General features: G+C 60.7%; 22 protein-coding genes. 9 read left to right on the forward strand and 13 right to left on the reverse strand.

Annotated features, from left to right (window positions below; translation table 11 throughout):
• Nucleotides 1-81: 81 nt before the first annotated feature.
• From OIU37_RS23665 to argE, 3 genes are read right to left on the reverse strand one after another with little or no spacing between them, the layout of a single operon-like run.
• Entirely contained in the window at nt 82-435 is a 354-nt protein-coding gene (locus OIU37_RS23665) for a cupin domain-containing protein (RefSeq protein ID WP_020047262.1), read from the reverse strand.
• 24 nt (nt 436-459) lie between these two features.
• Entirely contained in the window at nt 460-1,383 is a 924-nt protein-coding gene (locus OIU37_RS23670; RefSeq protein WP_171603738.1) for a glyoxylate/hydroxypyruvate reductase A, read from the reverse strand.
• Between the two features lie 26 nt (nt 1,384-1,409).
• Nucleotides 1,410-2,531: an acetylornithine deacetylase gene (gene argE / locus OIU37_RS23675; RefSeq protein WP_171603739.1), complete on the reverse strand. Its 1,122-nt coding sequence runs from the start codon at nt 2,529-2,531 to the stop codon at nt 1,410-1,412.
• 318 nt (nt 2,532-2,849) lie between these two features.
• On the opposite strand from argE, the gene OIU37_RS23680 reads away from it, so the two are divergent.
• The gene (locus OIU37_RS23680; protein ID WP_171603740.1) at nt 2,850-3,770 is read left to right on the forward strand and encodes a GNAT family N-acetyltransferase; all 921 of its coding nucleotides are present in this window, start codon (nt 2,850-2,852) and stop codon (nt 3,768-3,770) included.
• 31 nt (nt 3,771-3,801) lie between these two features.
• Here OIU37_RS23680 and OIU37_RS23685 read toward each other — a convergent pair whose 3' ends face one another.
• Complete coding sequence (locus OIU37_RS23685) at nt 3,802-4,026, reverse strand: hypothetical protein (protein ID WP_180696091.1); 225 nt, start codon at nt 4,024-4,026, stop codon at nt 3,802-3,804.
• Nucleotides 4,027-4,319: 293 nt separating this feature from the next.
• Complete coding sequence (locus OIU37_RS23690; protein ID WP_264258807.1) at nt 4,320-4,631, reverse strand: hypothetical protein; 312 nt, start codon at nt 4,629-4,631, stop codon at nt 4,320-4,322.
• 267 nt (nt 4,632-4,898) lie between these two features.
• On the opposite strand from OIU37_RS23690, the gene OIU37_RS23695 reads away from it, so the two are divergent.
• Genes OIU37_RS23695 through OIU37_RS23705 form a run of 3 tightly spaced genes read left to right on the forward strand, consistent with a single transcriptional unit; the run spans nt 4,899 to nt 7,302 of the window.
• The gene (locus OIU37_RS23695; RefSeq protein WP_171603742.1) at nt 4,899-5,804 is read left to right on the forward strand and encodes a LysR substrate-binding domain-containing protein; all 906 of its coding nucleotides are present in this window, start codon (nt 4,899-4,901) and stop codon (nt 5,802-5,804) included.
• Nucleotides 5,805-5,860: 56 nt separating this feature from the next.
• Nucleotides 5,861-6,991 carry an HPP family protein gene (locus OIU37_RS23700; protein ID WP_180696089.1) on the forward strand — a complete coding sequence of 377 codons (1,131 nt, stop codon included), beginning with the start codon at nt 5,861-5,863 and terminating at the stop codon, nt 6,989-6,991.
• Nucleotides 6,992-7,026: 35 nt separating this feature from the next.
• Nucleotides 7,027-7,302, forward strand: a complete 276-nt coding sequence (locus tag OIU37_RS23705) for a DUF6522 family protein (RefSeq protein WP_171603744.1) — start codon at nt 7,027-7,029, stop codon at nt 7,300-7,302.
• 52 nt (nt 7,303-7,354) lie between these two features.
• Here the strand turns inward: OIU37_RS23705 and OIU37_RS23710 are convergent, their stop codons facing one another.
• The 3 genes from OIU37_RS23710 to OIU37_RS23720 all read right to left on the reverse strand — a co-directional run bounded on the left by OIU37_RS23710 (nt 7,355) and on the right by OIU37_RS23720 (nt 9,737).
• A complete protein-coding gene (locus tag OIU37_RS23710; protein WP_171603745.1) occupies nt 7,355-7,591 on the reverse strand; it encodes a hypothetical protein in 237 nt (78 codons plus the stop codon).
• 52 nt (nt 7,592-7,643) lie between these two features.
• Nucleotides 7,644-9,272: a chaperonin GroEL gene (groL, locus tag OIU37_RS23715; protein ID WP_264258808.1), complete on the reverse strand. Its 1,629-nt coding sequence runs from the start codon at nt 9,270-9,272 to the stop codon at nt 7,644-7,646.
• A gap of 150 nt (nt 9,273-9,422) precedes the next feature.
• A complete protein-coding gene (locus OIU37_RS23720) occupies nt 9,423-9,737 on the reverse strand; it encodes a co-chaperone GroES (RefSeq protein ID WP_264258809.1) in 315 nt (104 codons plus the stop codon).
• Nucleotides 9,738-10,170: 433 nt separating this feature from the next.
• On the opposite strand from OIU37_RS23720, the gene OIU37_RS23725 reads away from it, so the two are divergent.
• The 4 genes from OIU37_RS23725 to OIU37_RS23740 all read left to right on the forward strand — a co-directional run bounded on the left by OIU37_RS23725 (nt 10,171) and on the right by OIU37_RS23740 (nt 11,722).
• Nucleotides 10,171-10,461, forward strand: coding sequence for a hypothetical protein (locus OIU37_RS23725; RefSeq protein ID WP_180696086.1), 291 nt, complete (start codon nt 10,171-10,173; stop codon nt 10,459-10,461).
• Nucleotides 10,462-10,567: 106 nt separating this feature from the next.
• The gene (locus tag OIU37_RS23730; RefSeq protein ID WP_180696085.1) at nt 10,568-10,924 is read left to right on the forward strand and encodes a hypothetical protein; all 357 of its coding nucleotides are present in this window, start codon (nt 10,568-10,570) and stop codon (nt 10,922-10,924) included.
• A 46-nt stretch (nt 10,925-10,970) separates the two neighbouring features.
• Nucleotides 10,971-11,297 (forward strand): DUF2934 domain-containing protein, encoded by a 327-nt coding sequence (locus tag OIU37_RS23735; RefSeq protein WP_171603750.1) that lies wholly within the window; start codon nt 10,971-10,973, stop codon nt 11,295-11,297.
• Between the two features lie 5 nt (nt 11,298-11,302).
• On the forward strand, nt 11,303-11,722 hold the full coding sequence (locus tag OIU37_RS23740) for an HD domain-containing protein (RefSeq protein ID WP_171603932.1): 420 nt from the start codon (nt 11,303-11,305) through the stop codon (nt 11,720-11,722).
• A gap of 144 nt (nt 11,723-11,866) precedes the next feature.
• On the opposite strand, the gene OIU37_RS23745 is transcribed toward OIU37_RS23740, so the two are convergent.
• From OIU37_RS23745 to OIU37_RS23760, 4 genes are all read right to left on the reverse strand, one after another.
• Nucleotides 11,867-12,136: a cyclase gene (locus OIU37_RS23745; protein ID WP_171603751.1), complete on the reverse strand. Its 270-nt coding sequence runs from the start codon at nt 12,134-12,136 to the stop codon at nt 11,867-11,869.
• Between the two features lie 44 nt (nt 12,137-12,180).
• The gene (locus OIU37_RS23750; protein WP_168308344.1) at nt 12,181-12,444 is read right to left on the reverse strand and encodes a hypothetical protein; all 264 of its coding nucleotides are present in this window, start codon (nt 12,442-12,444) and stop codon (nt 12,181-12,183) included.
• Nucleotides 12,445-12,672: 228 nt separating this feature from the next.
• The gene (locus OIU37_RS23755) at nt 12,673-13,317 is read right to left on the reverse strand and encodes an RES family NAD+ phosphorylase (RefSeq protein ID WP_264258810.1); all 645 of its coding nucleotides are present in this window, start codon (nt 13,315-13,317) and stop codon (nt 12,673-12,675) included.
• Nucleotides 13,314-14,123 (reverse strand): hypothetical protein, encoded by an 810-nt coding sequence (locus tag OIU37_RS23760; protein ID WP_264258811.1) that lies wholly within the window; start codon nt 14,121-14,123, stop codon nt 13,314-13,316. The genes OIU37_RS23755 and OIU37_RS23760 overlap by 4 nt, the downstream gene beginning before the upstream one ends.
• A 217-nt stretch (nt 14,124-14,340) precedes the next feature.
• Here OIU37_RS23760 and OIU37_RS23765 point away from each other — a divergent pair, with 217 nt between their 5' ends.
• Nucleotides 14,341-14,847, forward strand: coding sequence for an HIT family protein (locus OIU37_RS23765; RefSeq protein WP_182209814.1), 507 nt, complete (start codon nt 14,341-14,343; stop codon nt 14,845-14,847).
• 46 nt (nt 14,848-14,893) lie between these two features.
• On the opposite strand, the gene OIU37_RS23770 is transcribed toward OIU37_RS23765, so the two are convergent.
• Nucleotides 14,894-16,744: a DUF2264 domain-containing protein gene (locus OIU37_RS23770; RefSeq protein WP_264258812.1), complete on the reverse strand. Its 1,851-nt coding sequence runs from the start codon at nt 16,742-16,744 to the stop codon at nt 14,894-14,896.
• Between the last annotated feature and the right edge of the window lie 51 nt (nt 16,745-16,795).

Consider the following 16,795-nt stretch of genomic DNA (forward strand, 5'->3'; position numbering starts at 1 on the left):
CAGCATGCGTCGACCGGCGATGCCGCGGCGGCGAAAAATTGCGTTTTCGCCGCCGCCGCAGTCAAATCTACGGCGTCGACATCACGACACGGTGACGTAGATCTTGCGCACCGTCTCGATCGTCTTCCAGACACCAACGAAGCCCGGCTTCATGACGAAGCTGTCGCCGGCCTTGTAGACCACCGGTTCGCCGCCTTCCGGCGTGAGTTCGACCAGGCCGGAAAGGATATGGCAGAACTCGAACGTCTCACCCTTGATCGAGCGCGTCTCGCCGGGTGTCGCTTCCCAGACGCCGCTATGAACCGTCTCGCCGCGGGCGACATCCTGCGCCCAGGTCTTGAAGGCCGGATTGCCCGAGATCAGCCGTTCGGGGAGGGGGCCGGACTCGCGCGGCGCGAAGGATGGGTTGGTGTCGATCGTCTTGAGGAGGGACATGATTTGCTTTCCTAGGTTGAGAACTCAGTAGCCACGGTTGCGATCGACCAGACCGATCGGATCGACGCCCGCCTGGTGCCGTTTGATGTTGCCGATCACCGCCGCCGCGGCGGTTTCAGGCTGGGTGACGCTCGCAACGTGGGGCGTCAACAGGATCTTCGGATGGTTCCAGAAGGCGTGGTCCGCAGGCAGCGGTTCCGGATCGGTGACATCGACGACGGCGCCGGAGAGATGCCCGGCGTCGAGCGCGTCGACGAGCGCCTGATGGTCGAGCTGAGGGCCGCGGCCGACATGGACGAGTGCTGCGCCGGCCGGCAGTCCGGCGAAGAGCTCGGCATTCAGGAAACCGCGCGTCTCATCCGTCAGCGGCAGCAGGCAGACGAGAATGTCGGTGGTTGCAAGCAGAGTATCGAGACCGTCGCGGCCGCTCAGGCATTGGATGCCCTCGATCTCGCGCGGGCTGCGGCTCCAGCCCGAAAGCGGAAAGCCGAAGGGCTGCAACCGTTCGAGCACGGCGCTCCCAAGCATGCCGAGGCCGAGCACGCCAATGCGGCGTTCCGAGGCCTGCCTAGAAGCGATCGTCTGCCAGGTCCGGCGCCGCTGCTGGTCGAGATAGGCCGGCATGTCGCGATGCAGCGCAAGCACGGCCAGCGTCACATATTCCTGCATCATCCTGATGATGCCGTCCTCGACCATGCGCACCACCTTCACCGACGCCGGCACCGCATCGATGCGGAACTGGTCGATACCCGCGCCGATCGAAAACAGGATTTCGAGATTGCGATAGCGGGCGAGATCCTGCGGTACGGTCCAGGTGATCAGGTAGCGCACGGCGTCCGGTTCGACCGACTGGGGATCCATGGAAAAAGCAATGTCGGGCAGTTCGCGCGCGAAGGCTTTGGCGAATATGGCGCCGCGCTTCGCATCGGAATTGAAGAGAAAGGTCATGGCGTCGGCTCCTCGATCGGATGTCATCAGGCGCAGCGGCGGCCAAGCGCCTCGACCATCGCCTGGCAGGCCAGCAGTTCGCCGGCGAGGATGAATTCGTCCGGCTTGTGGGCACGGCCGATGTCGCCCGGTCCGCAGATGATCGCATCGATGCCGGCGCGCTGGAAAAGGCCGGCCTCGGTGCCGTAGCTGACGGCGGCGAGCGGCTCGATGCCGGTCAGTTCGCCAAGCAGCGCAGCAAGCGGCGCATCGGCGGCCAGCGAAAGCGCCGGATAGGCGCTGAGTTCGCGCCATTCCACCTGAAAGCCGAGCGGCGACAGCGCCTCGGCCGATGCTCGCAGCGGCGCCAGTAGCGTGACCGGATCGACGCCGGAAATGGCCCGCGCTTCGAACTCGGCCTCGCAGGTGTCGGGAATGATGTTAACCGCCTGGCCGCCCTTCAGCGTGCCGATCTGAAGCGAGGAGTAGGGTGGTTCGAAGACAGGCTCGAACGGGCCGCGTGTGAGTCGTTCGGCTTCGGCGGTGGCGCAGGCCAGGACGTCGGTCATGGCATGGATTGCGTTCAGTCCCTGGTCAGGGCGCGAAGAATGGCCGGACCGGCCCCTGACCGTCAGCCGGGCGGCGGCCTTGCCCTTGTGGGCGCGGATCGCCCGCATGCCGCTCGGCTCGCCGATGATCGCGCCAAGCGGAGTTGCGCAGAGCTCCGGAATGTGCGCGATCATGTGCGGCACGCCGCGGCAGCCGGCCTCCTCGTCATAGGAAAAGGCAAGGTGGACCGGCTGGCGAAGCGGCATGACGGCGAGAGCCGGGACGGCGGCGAGAACGGCGGCCAGGAAACCCTTCATGTCGGTGGCGCCGCGACCGTAGAGGCGATCCGCTTCGGTGCGCAGGCGGAACGGATCGCTGGTCCAGCCGCTTTCGGCGGCGGGCACCACGTCCACATGGCCCGAAAGGATATAGCCCGGCGTTTCCTTCGGGCCGATCGTGGCGAAGAGGTTCGACCGATCGCCCTCCGGGCCGGGAAGCTCCGTGACCACAGCGCCGTGGCTTTGCAGGTAGTGCCGGATCCACGCCACGATCTCGCCGTTCGGCGTGCCGACGACGGAGGGGAAGCCGACAAGCGTTTCGAGAATCTCAATCGCCTGCATCGGCGGCCTCACAAGCATGCCCTGCCTGCCGAGGCGGCGCCCATGCCGCCGACGGAAACGACAATTCGGCCCAGCGAGATGTTAGAGGTGTTTGCAACTGGGCCGAGGGAGGTGACATTTCCGGGCTCTCACAGTGAAAAGCGACTCCGGCCGCTGGATCTGTCAATGAGTCTAGAGGGAGGCGCAGGCGTTACTTGCCGAAAGCGCATCGAGATTTGGTCGATTGTTGTGTTTGCGCCAGCTTCACCAGTGAATTGTATCGAACGATCTGTTCTAGTCTGGGCGGAGAAGTTTCCGGAGCACAGGCTTGGCCAGAAAATGCGGCAGGGGGTGGGAGTGAGTGAACTGACATCCGAATCCAGATTCGTCGATAGTTTCGAGACGCACATTGCCGGGATCGACAGCGTTGCCCTCGACAAGTTGCATGCGCTTTCGATGACCGTCGCCTGGCCGCATCGCGGTGAGGACTGGCAGTTCCTGCGGGAGTTCGGCCAGGGCATCGTGGCGATCGATGAAATCGGGCGCATCCTGGGCTCTGCGATGTGGTTTCCCTATGACGCGCAATTTGCCACGATCGGTATGGTCATCACCTCGCCGCGTCTTCAAACCAATGGCGCCGGGCAATGGCTGATGGGCCACGCGCTGAATCAGGTCGCCGGGCGAAACCTCGGGCTGAATGCGACGCGCGCGGCGCGCCGTCTTTATCGGTCCCTGAACTTTGTTCGGGAGGCGCTGGTCTTTCAATGCCATGGCGAAGCGATATTGCCGCCGGATGTGGAGCCGCCGTCCGGTGCCGTGATACGGGCCGTGGAGGCTGGCGATCTGGAAGCGATCGCCGAATTGGATTGTGTGGCCTTCGGCACGGATCGCAAACTGCTCCTGGCCCGGCTCATGGCAAATTCCAAGGGCATCGTGTTGAGCCGCGCCGGCCGGATCGAGGCATTCTCCCTTTGCCGACGGTTCGGGCGCGGCCATGTTATCGGTCCCGTTGTGGCACGCAGTGACGCGGACGCGATCGCCGTCGTCCGCCCGCACGCAGCCGAGCACGCAGGAGCGTTCCTGCGCCTCGACACACGCGAGCAGGGCGGGGCCTTTTCCGATTTCCTCTCCCGCTGCGGTCTTCCTGTCTACGACATCGTGACGACCATGTCGCTCGGTGGCCCTTGGCTTCCAGTTGCGGGACGCGCAGTGGCGCCCGAGCCGAGGACCTATGCACTCGTCAGCCAGGCACTCGGTTGACGCACGCCTACCTGGCGATCGTTGTCGGGTTTTAAGCGCCCGGACAGACCGGTATGTCCGCCAGAGCCTGCCGGCGTTCAAATTCGGGCCGGAACGAACGATATTGCCACAGACCTTCCGGGCTTTCCCGGCGGTATACGGTCTCGAGCCAGAACACTGAGTCATCGATCGGCAAGACAGGGTGCCACGCATACCACTCCGACCAGATTTTTCCTGCCGGGTCGCTGTCCATGATCGCCACTCGCCTCCTCTTCATCGGCGCAACTCGAACATCCGTGCGGCACGGGAGCTGTTGCGATCCCGGCGTGCCTCGGCAAATGTTCTATTATGGAGAATAACAGCGATGGAATATTCTTCAATGGAGATCATTTTCCCGTATTGCGCGAAGTCTTTCTTGTCCGCCGTCGGGGGATGTTTCAGGTTGTAAGATGCGGCTCTGTTGACGAATAATTTCGTCGGCGGATGCAACGCCTCGATTGGGCTTCGGCACCGGGTGATGAGCTGCGGTGTTCAATCACCACTCATCTGTTTGCGTGATGGTTGGATGGCTTAGCTAATCGAACGCAGCCCGAGATAGGCCGCCAAACTGACGGCGGAGAGGGCGATCGTCAGCCTGGGTCTCGCATCGTCGAACATCGCTGCCAGCGAAAGGCCGAGCATCAGGATGACGGATTTTGCCCAAAGCTCCTGATCCGAGACGGTGAAAGCGATTGCCGCCAGAAAGACGGCGCTGGCGACGATGGTCACAGGGGCGGATTTCTCCGCGAGATCGCCGCTTGAAAAATACGGCAGAAGAAAACGCCGCATGCTCAAGCCGGAAGCGATGCTCAGAAGAAGACAAGTCAAGACAAGGTGCAACATGAGGTCGTCGCCGATCGATCTGCAGATAGCCTTGCGGATGCAAACCACATGCCAGCCTCAAACCCGAAAATCGTTATCCTGCAGAGGCAATGCCGCGGCTTGCATGGCTATTTCCTCGGCGTCGCGATCCTTTTTTCGGCAATTGCTTGCCTGTCCAGTCCCCGGCCCGCGTTTTTTCGTCCGATATCGAAACCGGCTTGAGATGGCATAATGATTTCTGTATAGAGAATTATCTGTCGTCTTAATTCCGGAAACGAGATCTTTTCATTGGACCTTTCATCGATCGAGATCTTCCTCGCTGTCGCCAGCGACCGCAGCGTTACGAAGGCTGCCAAGGCCGTCGGGCGGGTGCCGTCGAATGTGACGACGCGCATCCAGCAATTGGAGGAGGACCTCGGCGTTTCGCTCTTCAGCCGTGACGGCAAGAAGATGACGTTGACACGCGAGGGCGAGACGTTTCTCACCTATGCCAACCGGCTTATGGCGCTTGCGCTCGAAGCGCGCCAGGCCGTGCGGCCTCTCGCCCCATCGGGGACATTGCGGGTCGGCACCATGGAGAGCACGGCGGCAAGCAGGCTGCCGGCGGCGCTGACGCAATTCAATCAGATGTGGCCTGGTGTGTCGCTTCATCTGACGATGGGGGCGTCCCGCGATCTGACCCGCGACGTTCTCTCCGATGCGCTGGATTGTGCGCTGATTGCCCGTCCACCGAAGACGATGCGCGAGGAAGACTCGAGCTTCGATGCCGAACTTAAGGCGCTCGAAATGGAGCCGGTCTTCGTCGAAGACCTGTTGATCGTGTTGCCTGCCGGGCATCCCGCCATCAAATCCGCCGCCGATCTGCGTGTCGGGTCGCTCGCCGCTTTGGAACCCGGCTGCACCTATCGCAGGATCGCCGAAAACTGGGCGCGCAAATCGAGTGCCCTGCCGACGAGCGAACTCGGCTCCTACCACGCGATCCTGGCGAGCGTCGCGACCGGGAATACGGCGGGTGTCATGCCGCGATCCGTCCTTGACCTGATGCACTGGCCGACGCCTGTCCAGACCCATCAGTTGGGGCCTGTCGAGACGTTGCTCGTCTATCGCAGGAAAGATCGTCCCAGCGCGTTCGACGCATTCCACGAAGTCCTCAGTGCGACAAAAGGCAGAGATGTCAGGCTGGCGACAAACTAGCCTGAACGTCTTCCTCCTTCGCCGCCAGCAAATCCTCGCTTAAAATTGGTCTTGTCATGAAGTATCCCGTTTCCCCAAAGGTGGGACCGAGCCGCCTCCGCCGCTTCCGTTTGTTTTCACCTATTCTGGCCGGTGCGACCTTACGAGAGCGATTGATTGCATGTCTCGGCGCCTTGCTGGCCATTGGTCTCACCGGCGTCATCAGCGGCTATCTGTTCGGCCAGGGGCCGCATCTTCCCCTGATCGTCGCGCCGATGGGCGCGTCCGCGGTACTTCTTTTCGCGGTGCCGGCAAGCCCGCTGGCGCAGCCTTGGTCGATCATCGGCGGCAATACCATTTCCGCCCTGATGGGGATTATTGCCGCCTATTTCATTCGTGATCCGATCATCGCGACCGGCGTCGGCGTTTCGCTTGCCATTGGCGCGATGTCCTTCACGCGGTGCCTTCATCCACCCGGAGGAGCCGCCGCACTGACCGCCGTGCTCGGCGGCCCTGTCGTTGCCGGCTGGGGATTCCTCTTTCCCTTCGTGCCCGTCGCTTTGAACTCCTGCATTCTCGTCGCCCTTGGCCTGCTGTTCCACAAGCTTTCCAAGCGGAATTATCCGCACGTCGTTCCAAAGCCGGCGGAGAACACCCATCAGACGATCGACCTGCCGTCAGCCGTGCGGGTGGGTTTTCGCGAAGAGGATGTCGATGCGGCCCTTGAGGCGTTCGACGAAACCTTCGATATCGACCGGGCAGACCTTGGCCGGCTGTTGCAGCAGGTCGAGCTGCAAGCGGCCATCCGCTCAAACGGCAAGATCAGCTGTGCCGATATCATGTCGCGCGACGTGATCGCCATTGGCGAAGCTTCGGAACCGGATGCCGCACGGCATCTTCTGCTCAAGCATAATATCCGTACGCTGCCGGTGAAGGATCCGGAGGGTCGTCTCGTCGGCGCTGTCGGCTTGCGGGAGTTGTCGATGAGCACCGAGACCATCGCGCATGCGATCTCGAGGCCGGCGGTGGCCAGACCTTCGGATGCTGCTCTGTCGCTGTTGCCCGTCCTGACTGACGGGCGCACGCATGCCGTCATCATCGTCGACGACGATTACCGCATCCTTGGCCTTATATCGCAGACGGATCTGCTGAGCGCAGTAGCGCGGCTGCTGCCAAAGGAAGACAATGCGATTCCGGCGGTGGCCTGAGCCGTGAGCGTGGAACTTAGCTGGAGAAAAAATCGGTGCTGATCGAGCGTGATTCAAATGGCGATTTTATCCTTGAATCATCGGAGCTGGCGAAACGGTTCGGATTGTCGCTGGCCGATCTCCGCCGCCACATGCGCCATGGCTCCGTCGTCAGCTCCGTGGAAATCGGCACTGCTGAACACGAGGGGACGAAACGGGTATCGCTTCGGCTCGGCAACAGGGTCTGGCAAGCGGTTTTGAACGATGAAAATGAAGTGCAGCAGGAGCAGATGACCGTTCTGGGTAAATCCTCCGGACGACATCCGCGCTGACATCATCGTCATGCAAGGTCCCGCGCCATGCTAATTGCACGTGCGGGACAGATTACCGGTCCCTCGTTTCGAAGAGGCCGCGGGCCGCCTCGACCATTGACTGCAGGTGATCGGGGTCGCGCACGCCCTGCCGGTAAAGCTCGATGATAATGCTCGCCGTTCGTTCGGCTTCGTCGCTGTCCTTTTCCACCTGGTATTCGGATCTGATCTTGTCGAAGATCCGCTGGCATATTTCAAGATCGCGGGAGTCCAGCGGTACCTGCGATCGGTTTTTGATCGTTTGAACCATCTCTATTCCCTCCGAAAAGGCCCGCCTGGAGTACAGGCGGGCCGGCAGTTGTTTAGAAGTCCATGCCGGCGCCAGTGGGCAATGGCGGAGGAGCGTCCTTCTTGGGCTTCTCGGCGATCATGGCCTCCGTCGTGACGAGAAGCCCGGCGATGGAGGACGCATCCTGCAGCGCGGTGCGAACCACCTTGGCCGGATCGATGACGCCCTGCGCATAGAGGTCGCCATATTCGCCTGTCTGAGCGTTCCAGCCGTAGGAGAACTCGCTTTTCTCGCGCAGCTTGCCGACGATAACCGAGCCTTCCGCTCCGGCGTTTTCGGCGATCTGGCGAGCCGGTGCCTCTACCGCGCGGCGCACAATCTCGACGCCGACGCGCTGGTCGCCATTGGCGGTCTTGACATTGTCGAGCGCCTTGACGGCGCGCAGCAGCGCCACGCCGCCGCCCGGCAGAATGCCTTCCTCGACCGCCGCGCGGGTTGCATGAAGCGCGTCGTCGACGCGGTCCTTCTTCTCCTTCACCTCGACTTCCGTCGAGCCACCGACGCGGATGACGGCAACGCCGCCGGCCAGCTTGGCAAGGCGTTCCTGCAGCTTCTCGCGGTCGTAATCGGAAGTGGTTTCTTCGATCTGGGCCTTGATCTGGGCAATACGGCCTTCAATGTCGGTCTTGGCGCCTGCCCCATCGATGATCGTCGTGTTTTCCTTCTCGATCGACACCTTCTTGGCACGGCCGAGCATGTCGAGCGTGACGTTCTCGAGCTTGATGCCGAGATCTTCGGAGATGACGGTGCCGGCGGTCAGGATGGCGATGTCTTCGAGCATGGCCTTGCGGCGGTCGCCGAAGCCGGGCGCCTTGACGGCAGCAATCTTCAGACCGCCGCGCAGCTTGTTGACGACGAGCGTTGCGAGGGCCTCACCTTCGACATCTTCAGCGATGATGAGCAGCGGCTTGCTGGACTGGACGACGGCTTCGAGGACCGGCAGCATCGACTGCAGGTTCGAGAGCTTCTTCTCGTGGATGAGAATATAGGGGTCTTCGAACTCCACCCGCATCTTGTCGGCATTGGTCACGAAGTAGGGGCTGAGATAGCCGCGATCGAACTGCATGCCTTCGACGACTTCGAGCTCGGTCTCCGCAGTTTTTGCTTCTTCGACGGTGATGACGCCATCATTGCCGACCTTTTCCATGGCTTCCGCCAAAAAGCGGCCGATTTCGGCATCGCCATTGGCGGAGATCGTGCCGACCTGGGCAATTTCGGAATTGTTGGAGATCTTGCGGGCGTTGGCCTTCAGTTCCGCGACGATGGCGCCGACCGCAAGATCGATGCCGCGTTTCAGGTCCATCGGGTTCATGCCTGAGGTAACCGCCTTGGCGCCCTCTTTGACGATCGCCTGGGCAAGCACCGTTGCGGTGGTGGTGCCGTCGCCGGCGACGTCGCTGGTCTTCGAAGCAACTTCACGGACCATCTGGGCGCCCATGTTTTCGAACTTGTCTTCGAGTTCGATTTCCTTGGCGACCGAAACGCCGTCCTTGGTGATGCGCGGCGCGCCGAACGACTTGTCGATCACGACGTTACGGCCCTTCGGGCCGAGGGTCGCCTTCACGGCGTTGGCCAGGATGTCGACGCCACGTAGCATCTTCTCGCGGGCTTCGGTGCTGAATTTGATTTCTTTAGCAGCCATGTCCTCACTCCTTCATAGGCAGCCAGAGCAATTCCAGGAAAAGTGCAATGCGGTTTCCGTTTGGAATTGCGTCAGAAATGAAAGGTTGGAGCGGTTCTGCGTTTCCATGAAAAGCTACGCGCTCCAGCATTGACGGATGTCCGCAGGATCTCACGCGGCCTGCTTTTTCTCGCCCCGGGCCTCGAGGATGCCCATGACATCGCTTTCCTTCATGATCAGCAGATCTTCACCGTTGATCTTGATCTCGGTGCCGGACCATTTGCCGAACAAGATGCGATCGCCGGGCTTGACGTCGAGCGCCTGGATCTGGCCGGCCTCGTTGCGTGCGCCGGGGCCGACGGCGAGGACCTCGCCTTCCTGCGGCTTCTCCTTGGCGGTATCAGGAATGATGATGCCGCCTTTGGTCTTTTCCTCTGAATCGACCCGGCGGACGAGAATGCGGTCATGAAGCGGTCGGAACGACATGTCTTCCTCCATCGAACAGTGATGACGTTGTTCCCTTAGAGCATGATGCCGAAAAGTGTGCGCGGTTTTCGGACGACATCATGCTCTAACTATATAATGTAGAACAGGATTCAGATTTTAGGCCGAGCAGGCCTAAAATCATCCTGTTCTAGCCGGACCGGATGACCAATCCGGGCGGGTGCAGGTTCGCGCGCGCGCCTTGCGCGAATGATCTGGTTCGACGATTCGGCAATTTCAAGAGGGCACGAAAGAAAAATTGGCACTCTCTGCCGGTGACTGCTAATGCCCGACAGGGAACAGACAATCGGCTCCAGCGTTTGAATAAAATGCTAATGGCATTGAGGCTTGAATCCGGATTTCGGCATTCCCAGTTCTTTGGTGACCGAGGCTTGATGAGCTCGGTCACCGTCCCACGTCTTTAGGAGTGAGTGACATGGAAGAGAACACAAAACTAATCAAAGACCTCAGTATCGCGGAACGCGAGGAAATCTTCGTCGATATTGCGCGGACGCTGGAGGGTACGGCGCGTGAGGCGCTTGTCGAAGGCAATACGCATTTTGCGGCAATTTCCAACAACATGGCTGAAGCGATCCGCGTTAACGCCGACGAACTCGCCCGTGACGACCCCGAAAATGCCGAGCGGGTGCTGCTACAGGCAACGGCGATGATTTCACAATTCGAGGCCGTGCATCCTTATCGCATGGTGAGTATGGCCGTTCATTGATCGCGCCCCGGGCGACGCGGCTCGTCACCCGCTCAAATCATTCTCTACGCGCGCGGAACTCTCCTTGTTTGCAGAGGTTATTGGATCACAACATCGAAGGTGATCCATGACGACTTCCAAATCCAGCGTGCCGCCAGAGAGCGGCACAGACGACGCGCGGTCCGCTGATACAGAACGGGCCGAGACCGATCGAAAAAGGGCATTGGAAACTGCCCGGCGCAACGCGAGTTCGGCATTGAGCCGCGATAGCGGCACCGAAACCCCAAGCCTGAAGCTAGCGAAAGAATATCTCAGTCTCGGCGGCCAACGCCGGTCGATGATCGATGACAATATCACCGATGTTCGCCACTGGGATAAGGATCCGCCGGAGGCCGAACGGTTCTGGAAGGAACGGGTGGAGACGCTTCCAAAGGATCAACGCAAGCAGGTGGAGGATTTCCTTCCAACCATCAACACGCCCTGAAGGGCCGTTCTTCGGACGGCTGATCGCAATGCGCTTGGAGGAGATCATGGCGATAGACAAGCACGAGCAGATACGCCAGCGCGCCTACGAAATCTGGGAGGCCGAGGGTCGCCCGGACGGCGCTGACCATCGCCATTGGCTGCAAGCCTGCGACGAACTGGCAGGCGCGGATGAGCATGAGACGCTGCAGAACCTGCTTGATGAAGACGACAGGGATGATGCGGCGCTGCTTCAAGGCGCCGGTGAGAGCGGCGATCTCGATCGGCGACGGGCCAGGCCTGTCCAGGCCGCCGTGGCTCCCGTCCCTGACATCGAGATGACGACGGGGGAAAAACCTTCCAGGCGGAAGATCAGGAAGACCGAGGGACCGTGATCGCCATGCAGCATCTCGACCATGCCATCCAGATTGCTCTTGCGGCCCATGAAGGTAAGGCGGACAAAACCGGCCGGCCGTTCTTCGAGCACTGCCAGCGGGTAGCACTCCTGGTCTCCGGCGACGAGACGCGAACGGTCGCTTACCTTCATGACGTCGTCGAGAAGGGCAGCGGCTGGACGCTCGACAGGCTGAGGGAAGAAGGCTTTCCGCCGGCGATCATCTCGGCGGTGAATGCTCTGACACGGCGGCCGGACGAGCCGGATGACGACTTCGTAAGACGTGCGGCGTCAAACCCGCTGGCCTTGCCCGTCAAACGGGCCGATCTCGAAGATAATCTCCGGCAGGCCGAACAGACCGGCAAGAAAACGGAAAAATACCAGCGCGGCCTGGATCTCCTGCATGACATCAGGAACGGACAATAGAGCCTCGGGCGGATTTGCCAATTCGGTGACAACTGCCTGCCCCGTCGGCGGTCGGCGTGATCGCGCGCATAACCCCGCTTTCATGTCATGTCCCGGGAGCGACCGTAACCTGCTCCGCTGCGGCGGAGGCCTTCTGGCCCTCTTTCATGCTTTGTTGGTAAACCACACCGTCGGGGCGCCGAGTACGCCTCCCGTGCGCATCGCCGTCTTCAGCTCGTCCAGCTTGCTGAACGACTGAGCCGCTTCCAGCGTGGCAAACTCGTGGGTGACGGTAATATCATTCGGATTATCGACGGCTCGATAAACAGCTTGCGCTGTCACCCCATTGGCCTTCTGCACTGGCGAAAAGGCATCATATACCTTGCGCCAGGCGGTGTAGTCGGAGACCTCGTGCCTTACGAATAACGTCGTCATATCATCCTCCCGCGTTGCATTTCCGGCTTTGGTCGAGACACATGTTACGATTGGACGAGGAACACCATGGTTTCGGGCAAGACGCCGTCACTCGCCATCGCATCGGCCGCTGCCTTGGTCTGCATGAAAGCCATCAACTTATCCATATCAGCAACGTCCATGACCAAGCCGACGCGGTTGGACGTCTGAGGGTCTGTAAACGTGCGAATGTTGGTGACGCCAACGGGTTCCAACACCTGCTTGCGTACAGGTGAAGCGAGCCAGTGCTTCGTGTCTTTGACGTCGTGACAGATCATTATGGTGGGCATTGCGTCCTCCTCTCAAGATTTCGGAAACTGAAAGCTGAGTATGCTGCTGCGCTTGGCCGGATTTCATTACAGCAATGTTGCGAAGAGTGGGTTTTTCTTATTCATTAGTTGAGGATATAAATATAATTATTGAGTAATTCGAAAATATTATGCGGCGGTGTTGAGCGCGCATTGGTTTTTTGAGAATAGCTTTGGTGGCGGTTCCGGAGTCAGCGAGCGTCATTGGCGCTAAGATATGATCGTGATGCCCGCACGGCGCCCATAATCCCGCAGTTCGAGAAGGAGATCGGCGTCCGCACCGACGTCGATGGATTGAACGACGTCGAGCCGGTCCTCTGCCATGCGATCCTCGAACAGGATGATGCATTGCTCGGGGTCGCACTGGCGGGACGTCCAGATCAACCCGTCAACGTCTGCGCGCGCCCGATGAATGGCTTCGGCCCACAGCACGGTCTCGCCATAGGTCGACTTCGGTGTTTCGATGAGATCCGTTCGGGTGAGTTTCCAGGCCTTCAAATCGGGGGCGAAAAGGCTTGCCAACCGTAGATCACGCTTCGGCGCGACGACGCTCACCGTCCGCGCTTCGACAACGGCAAGCCGGACCGTCTTGAAAGCGGCGGCTGGTTCGATGTCGTGAAAGATCGACTCGAAGGCAGCCGCCTCTCTGCTTGTTGCTGCATAGAGCGTCGCGACACAATTGTCGTGCGCGTCGTTGAACGGTGCAAAGCGGGTCGGCTGTCCCTTGCAGGGATTGAATTGCCCTGCCCGGAATAAGGACAGATGGTTTCGATGAAACGCCGTACCTGCCTTGACCGTCCGGATGTTGATCGTTGGAAAAGGCGACGGCGGGCTTGGCAGAGGAGGGTGGCTCACCCAGAGACCTCTTGCCGCTCGCGTGCGGCAGCAGCAGCCACCGCATCGATATCGTCAAGCACATCCATGGGCGCCTTGTCGACCAGCCAGCCGTTCGTTGAAACGAACCAGAATGCGCGCTGCCATGGAGACAGGTTTTCCGGAAGCGCCGCAAGCGCCTTCTTGATTGAAGGATGCGGCCGTCCGTCCCGGAGCTGAAACGCCGGATAATATTCGGTGCCGCGATGATGTACCGAGAAAATGTCGCCGGCTTTCTTCCAGCGCGCTGCGGTCGCGTACAGGTTTCTCGCGCTTGAGCCGGCGCGGTTTCCGATCTCCGCGCTGGTGAGCTGTGGCACCTCAGTGATGAAGCGGTCCCTGAGTTCCAGATTATCCGCTGCGAGCGCTCCGCGCGCCTCAGCAAGCTCATCAGGCAGGATAACATCCGCAAGCTTGTTGATCGCGTCTTCCAGCCGGCTTTCCTCCAATGAGCCGCTGACGCGGACCATCGTCTGGAAAAAGGTCTTGACGGATCGGCGATGTCCTTCCGGGAGATCGGGTTTCAAACGGATCACCACGGAATCGCCGACCGCAACATCCGCCATCGCCCTGGCGAGCTTGGCGAGCTCGGGAGCAGCGGAATGCTCAACGGTCAGCTTCGTCAGCGTCTGCAGGAAGGCATTGGTGAACGCATTCCGCAGGGCGTTGTTATCTGATGCCTGTTCGGGAGTGCCTTTGCCCCGGCGGCCAGCCGATGGCACCGTTTGCCCCGCGCCGGCGGTCGACCGGTCAACCATGAAAAATTCGGAAAAGAGGGCTTCGGTCATGGTGGCCACGTGAAATTAATGATGACTACCTCAATATCACTTAAGTCACGCGAAGTCGATTGCAATAGGGATCGGCAGAATGACATAGCTTCGCATATCCCCCAGCACGCGCATATTTAGCTCAAACGGACATATTGATGCTTGCTCACTCCCTCCGATTGTCGCATCAATCTGGCAATCGGATAAGCCGCCGCGTGCGAGATGGCAAAGGTTTGGAATGATCGAACGCCAGCCATTTGATCTCAAAGCCTATGTGCACGACATCGGAACAAGGGCATGCTTTATCTGCGGCTTGGTCAGGAACGATCCTGCCTTCTTTCATCATCGCATTCTCGAAGACGACGATACGATCATTTTCCTCAGCAAATATCCCACTCTGCCCGGCTATTGCCTTGTCTGCCCGAAGGAGCATCGTGAGGATCTGGCGCGGGACATGTCGACGGATGAATATCTTCGACTACAGGAGAAGGTGCATATCTTGTCGCGCGCCCTCAAAAGCGTATTCGACGCCGAGCGAATTTATGTGCTTTCGCTCGGCAGCCAACAAGCCAACAGCCACCTGCATTTTCATGTCGTTCCATTGCCTTCAGGTGTGCCTCTTGAAGAGCAGCAATACCATGCGCTGATGGCGGAGTACGGGGTTCTGCAGATAGCTGACGATCAAATGGCACAGCTGGCGCAGCGCATTGCCGAAGCATACCGTTCTGAGCTGATCGCACGATAATCAACCGCCTGGCCCGTGGTCGAAACGCGGAAGCCAGGGCTCCAAGCTACGTCCCGAGGGCGAAGGCCGGCACCCGGGTGCCTTTCTCGCGAAAGAGTCGCTCCACCTCGTCGAGGCGAGGATAGGCCGGTGGGTTATCGAGCGCTTTTGCCCAGTCCTCCCGGCTGGGCAGGGCCATCGCGGCCGTCACGAGCACGGTGGTTCCGGGACCGACGTTACCGCGCAGCTGCGGCAGCAGGGTCTTGGCGTGGATGAGATTGGTGTTCGGGATCGGGCTCATCGCATGGCCGGCCCTCGGACAGGGCGATAGATCCACGATCGCGCTGACGTCGTTCTGCCCGTACCAGACAGCCCGGCCATCCCTTGCATCGGAGCGGTCGGCATTGAAATCCGCGCGCTCGATCGCAAAGCCGCCCTCGATGGTGCTGAGGGCGCGCGGCGTGGCGAGGCGGTGCATGCGGATGTGCCACGGATTTTCGGGAAGCAGCCAGGTTTCGATCACGACGTCGTTCCAGGGGCGCCAGCGCGAATAGAGTAGGCCGCCTGTTATCAGCGCCTCTTCGAGGGTTTCCCGCATGCGGAAATGGACGCCGTCGTCGGAGAGGCCGAGCATGCCGTCGAAGCTTGCGGCGGTGAAATTCCGGTCGTCGGCTTCGATGTTGAAGGCGTAGCGCGTGGAATAGACGAATTTCGAATATTTCTCGTTTGCGCCGAGCATCTTGTCGTGCTGCTGCCCTGAGGAGAGCACGACCACGTTTCCCGGTGTGTGCATGGCGACCATTCCCGCCGGCTTCAGCGCAACCGGCTCCAGAAATGCCGGCTGCGGCGCCTCCTCGGCGGCCCAGAATGGATGATCCCCTGCAAGGGCGAGCGGCAGGAAGAATTTCAGCGCCCAATAGGGCGAACCGGGCGAGTTGTAGCTCTCGCTCATGAAGAGATTCGGATAGCCGTAGCCGACGGAGAGAACGCCGTCGCGCTCGGCAATCGGCATCGTCGACCACCAGCGGATATGGCGCATGTAATAGCCCTTAATCTCGGCCCAGGGCAGGGCTTCGACGCCGGCAAAGGCAAGTGCGCCCCAAAAACCTCCCGCCGCAAAGCGGTAGGTCTGGCTGCGGCCGAAGGCAAGGGCTGCCCCATCGGGGCCGAACCAGTGGCGGATATCCCTGGCGAATGTCCGCGCGCGATCCCGGAAGCGCTCCTTGCGCGCCTCGTCGCCCTTGGCCAACACCGCATAGATCAGGCCGTAGAAATGCATGGCGAAGGGAATGTAATGATCGACCCGCCGGACCGGCCCGTCGCGATACCAGCCGTCCCCGAGGTCGAAAGCTTCCAATTCGTCGAGATAGGCGAGGGTTTTCCGGTGATCGAACGCCAGGCTCACGCGTTCCAGCCCGACATCGATGAGCACACGGAAGAATTTCCAGTTGTTGTCGATGAATTCCAGCTCGCGCGCTCTGAGAAGATAGGCGGCGACCGTCTTCTTCTCGCTGTCGTCAAGCGGTTCCCAGATGTGCTCGGGCACGAGCGCCAGCGCGAAGCCGACCGCGGCGAGTTCGACCAGCCGCTGATTGCGGTCGGCAAGATCGCCCCAATATTCGGGATGAGCAGGATTGGTGCCGTTTGCCAGCCCGCGGCGATAGAGATCCCAGTGCGGGAACGCGCCGCCGCCGGCAACGAGCGGAACGATCCCCCAGAGCGGCCGCGCAAATCCCTCCAGATCCGCCGCCGCCCGATCGAAGATCGCGCCGGCCGCACCGAGGCGCACACGGGCGCCGCCTTCGGAAAAATACGGCAGCAACGGCTCGAAGAGATCGGTGACGGCCTTGGCGAGGTCGTCGCGTGTCTTCAGGGGATTGCCGAAAAGCGGATTGGCCCGGGCGGGATCATACATCATTGTCAGCTCAATACCTCAAAACGGGATCGGCCGCGGGCAGATGCTGACCCG

Source organism: Rhizobium sp. BT-226, from assembly GCF_025847085.2.
In the GTDB taxonomy this organism is placed as follows: Bacteria; Pseudomonadota; Alphaproteobacteria; order Rhizobiales; family Rhizobiaceae; genus Rhizobium; species Rhizobium sophorae.

What these genes read in the sequence shown, in the direction of transcription:
- OIU37_RS23665 (WP_020047262.1), bottom strand. Translation starts at nt 435, where the DNA reads ATGTCCCTCCTCAAGACGATCGACACCAACCCATCCTTCGCGCCGCGC.
- OIU37_RS23670 (WP_171603738.1), bottom strand. Translation starts at nt 1,383, where the DNA reads ATGACCTTTCTCTTCAATTCCGATGCGAAGCGCGGCGCCATATTCGCC.
- argE (WP_171603739.1), bottom strand. Translation starts at nt 2,531, where the DNA reads ATGCAGGCGATTGAGATTCTCGAAACGCTTGTCGGCTTCCCCTCCGTC.
- OIU37_RS23680 (WP_171603740.1), top strand. Translation starts at nt 2,850, where the DNA reads ATGCGGCAGGGGGTGGGAGTGAGTGAACTGACATCCGAATCCAGATTC.
- OIU37_RS23685 (WP_180696091.1), bottom strand. Translation starts at nt 4,026, where the DNA reads ATGAAGAGGAGGCGAGTGGCGATCATGGACAGCGACCCGGCAGGAAAA.
- OIU37_RS23690 (WP_264258807.1), bottom strand. Translation starts at nt 4,631, where the DNA reads ATGTTGCACCTTGTCTTGACTTGTCTTCTTCTGAGCATCGCTTCCGGC.
- OIU37_RS23700 (WP_180696089.1), top strand. Translation starts at nt 5,861, where the DNA reads ATGAAGTATCCCGTTTCCCCAAAGGTGGGACCGAGCCGCCTCCGCCGC.
- OIU37_RS23710 (WP_171603745.1), bottom strand. Translation starts at nt 7,591, where the DNA reads ATGGTTCAAACGATCAAAAACCGATCGCAGGTACCGCTGGACTCCCGC.
- groL (WP_264258808.1), bottom strand. Translation starts at nt 9,272, where the DNA reads ATGGCTGCTAAAGAAATCAAATTCAGCACCGAAGCCCGCGAGAAGATG.
- OIU37_RS23720 (WP_264258809.1), bottom strand. Translation starts at nt 9,737, where the DNA reads ATGTCGTTCCGACCGCTTCATGACCGCATTCTCGTCCGCCGGGTCGAT.
- OIU37_RS23725 (WP_180696086.1), top strand. Translation starts at nt 10,171, where the DNA reads ATGGAAGAGAACACAAAACTAATCAAAGACCTCAGTATCGCGGAACGC.
- OIU37_RS23730 (WP_180696085.1), top strand. Translation starts at nt 10,568, where the DNA reads ATGACGACTTCCAAATCCAGCGTGCCGCCAGAGAGCGGCACAGACGAC.
- OIU37_RS23735 (WP_171603750.1), top strand. Translation starts at nt 10,971, where the DNA reads ATGGCGATAGACAAGCACGAGCAGATACGCCAGCGCGCCTACGAAATC.
- OIU37_RS23740 (WP_171603932.1), top strand. Translation starts at nt 11,303, where the DNA reads ATGCAGCATCTCGACCATGCCATCCAGATTGCTCTTGCGGCCCATGAA.
- OIU37_RS23745 (WP_171603751.1), bottom strand. Translation starts at nt 12,136, where the DNA reads ATGACGACGTTATTCGTAAGGCACGAGGTCTCCGACTACACCGCCTGG.
- OIU37_RS23750 (WP_168308344.1), bottom strand. Translation starts at nt 12,444, where the DNA reads ATGCCCACCATAATGATCTGTCACGACGTCAAAGACACGAAGCACTGG.
- OIU37_RS23760 (WP_264258811.1), bottom strand. Translation starts at nt 14,123, where the DNA reads ATGACCGAAGCCCTCTTTTCCGAATTTTTCATGGTTGACCGGTCGACC.
- OIU37_RS23765 (WP_182209814.1), top strand. Translation starts at nt 14,341, where the DNA reads ATGATCGAACGCCAGCCATTTGATCTCAAAGCCTATGTGCACGACATC.
- OIU37_RS23770 (WP_264258812.1), bottom strand. Translation starts at nt 16,744, where the DNA reads ATGATGTATGATCCCGCCCGGGCCAATCCGCTTTTCGGCAATCCCCTG.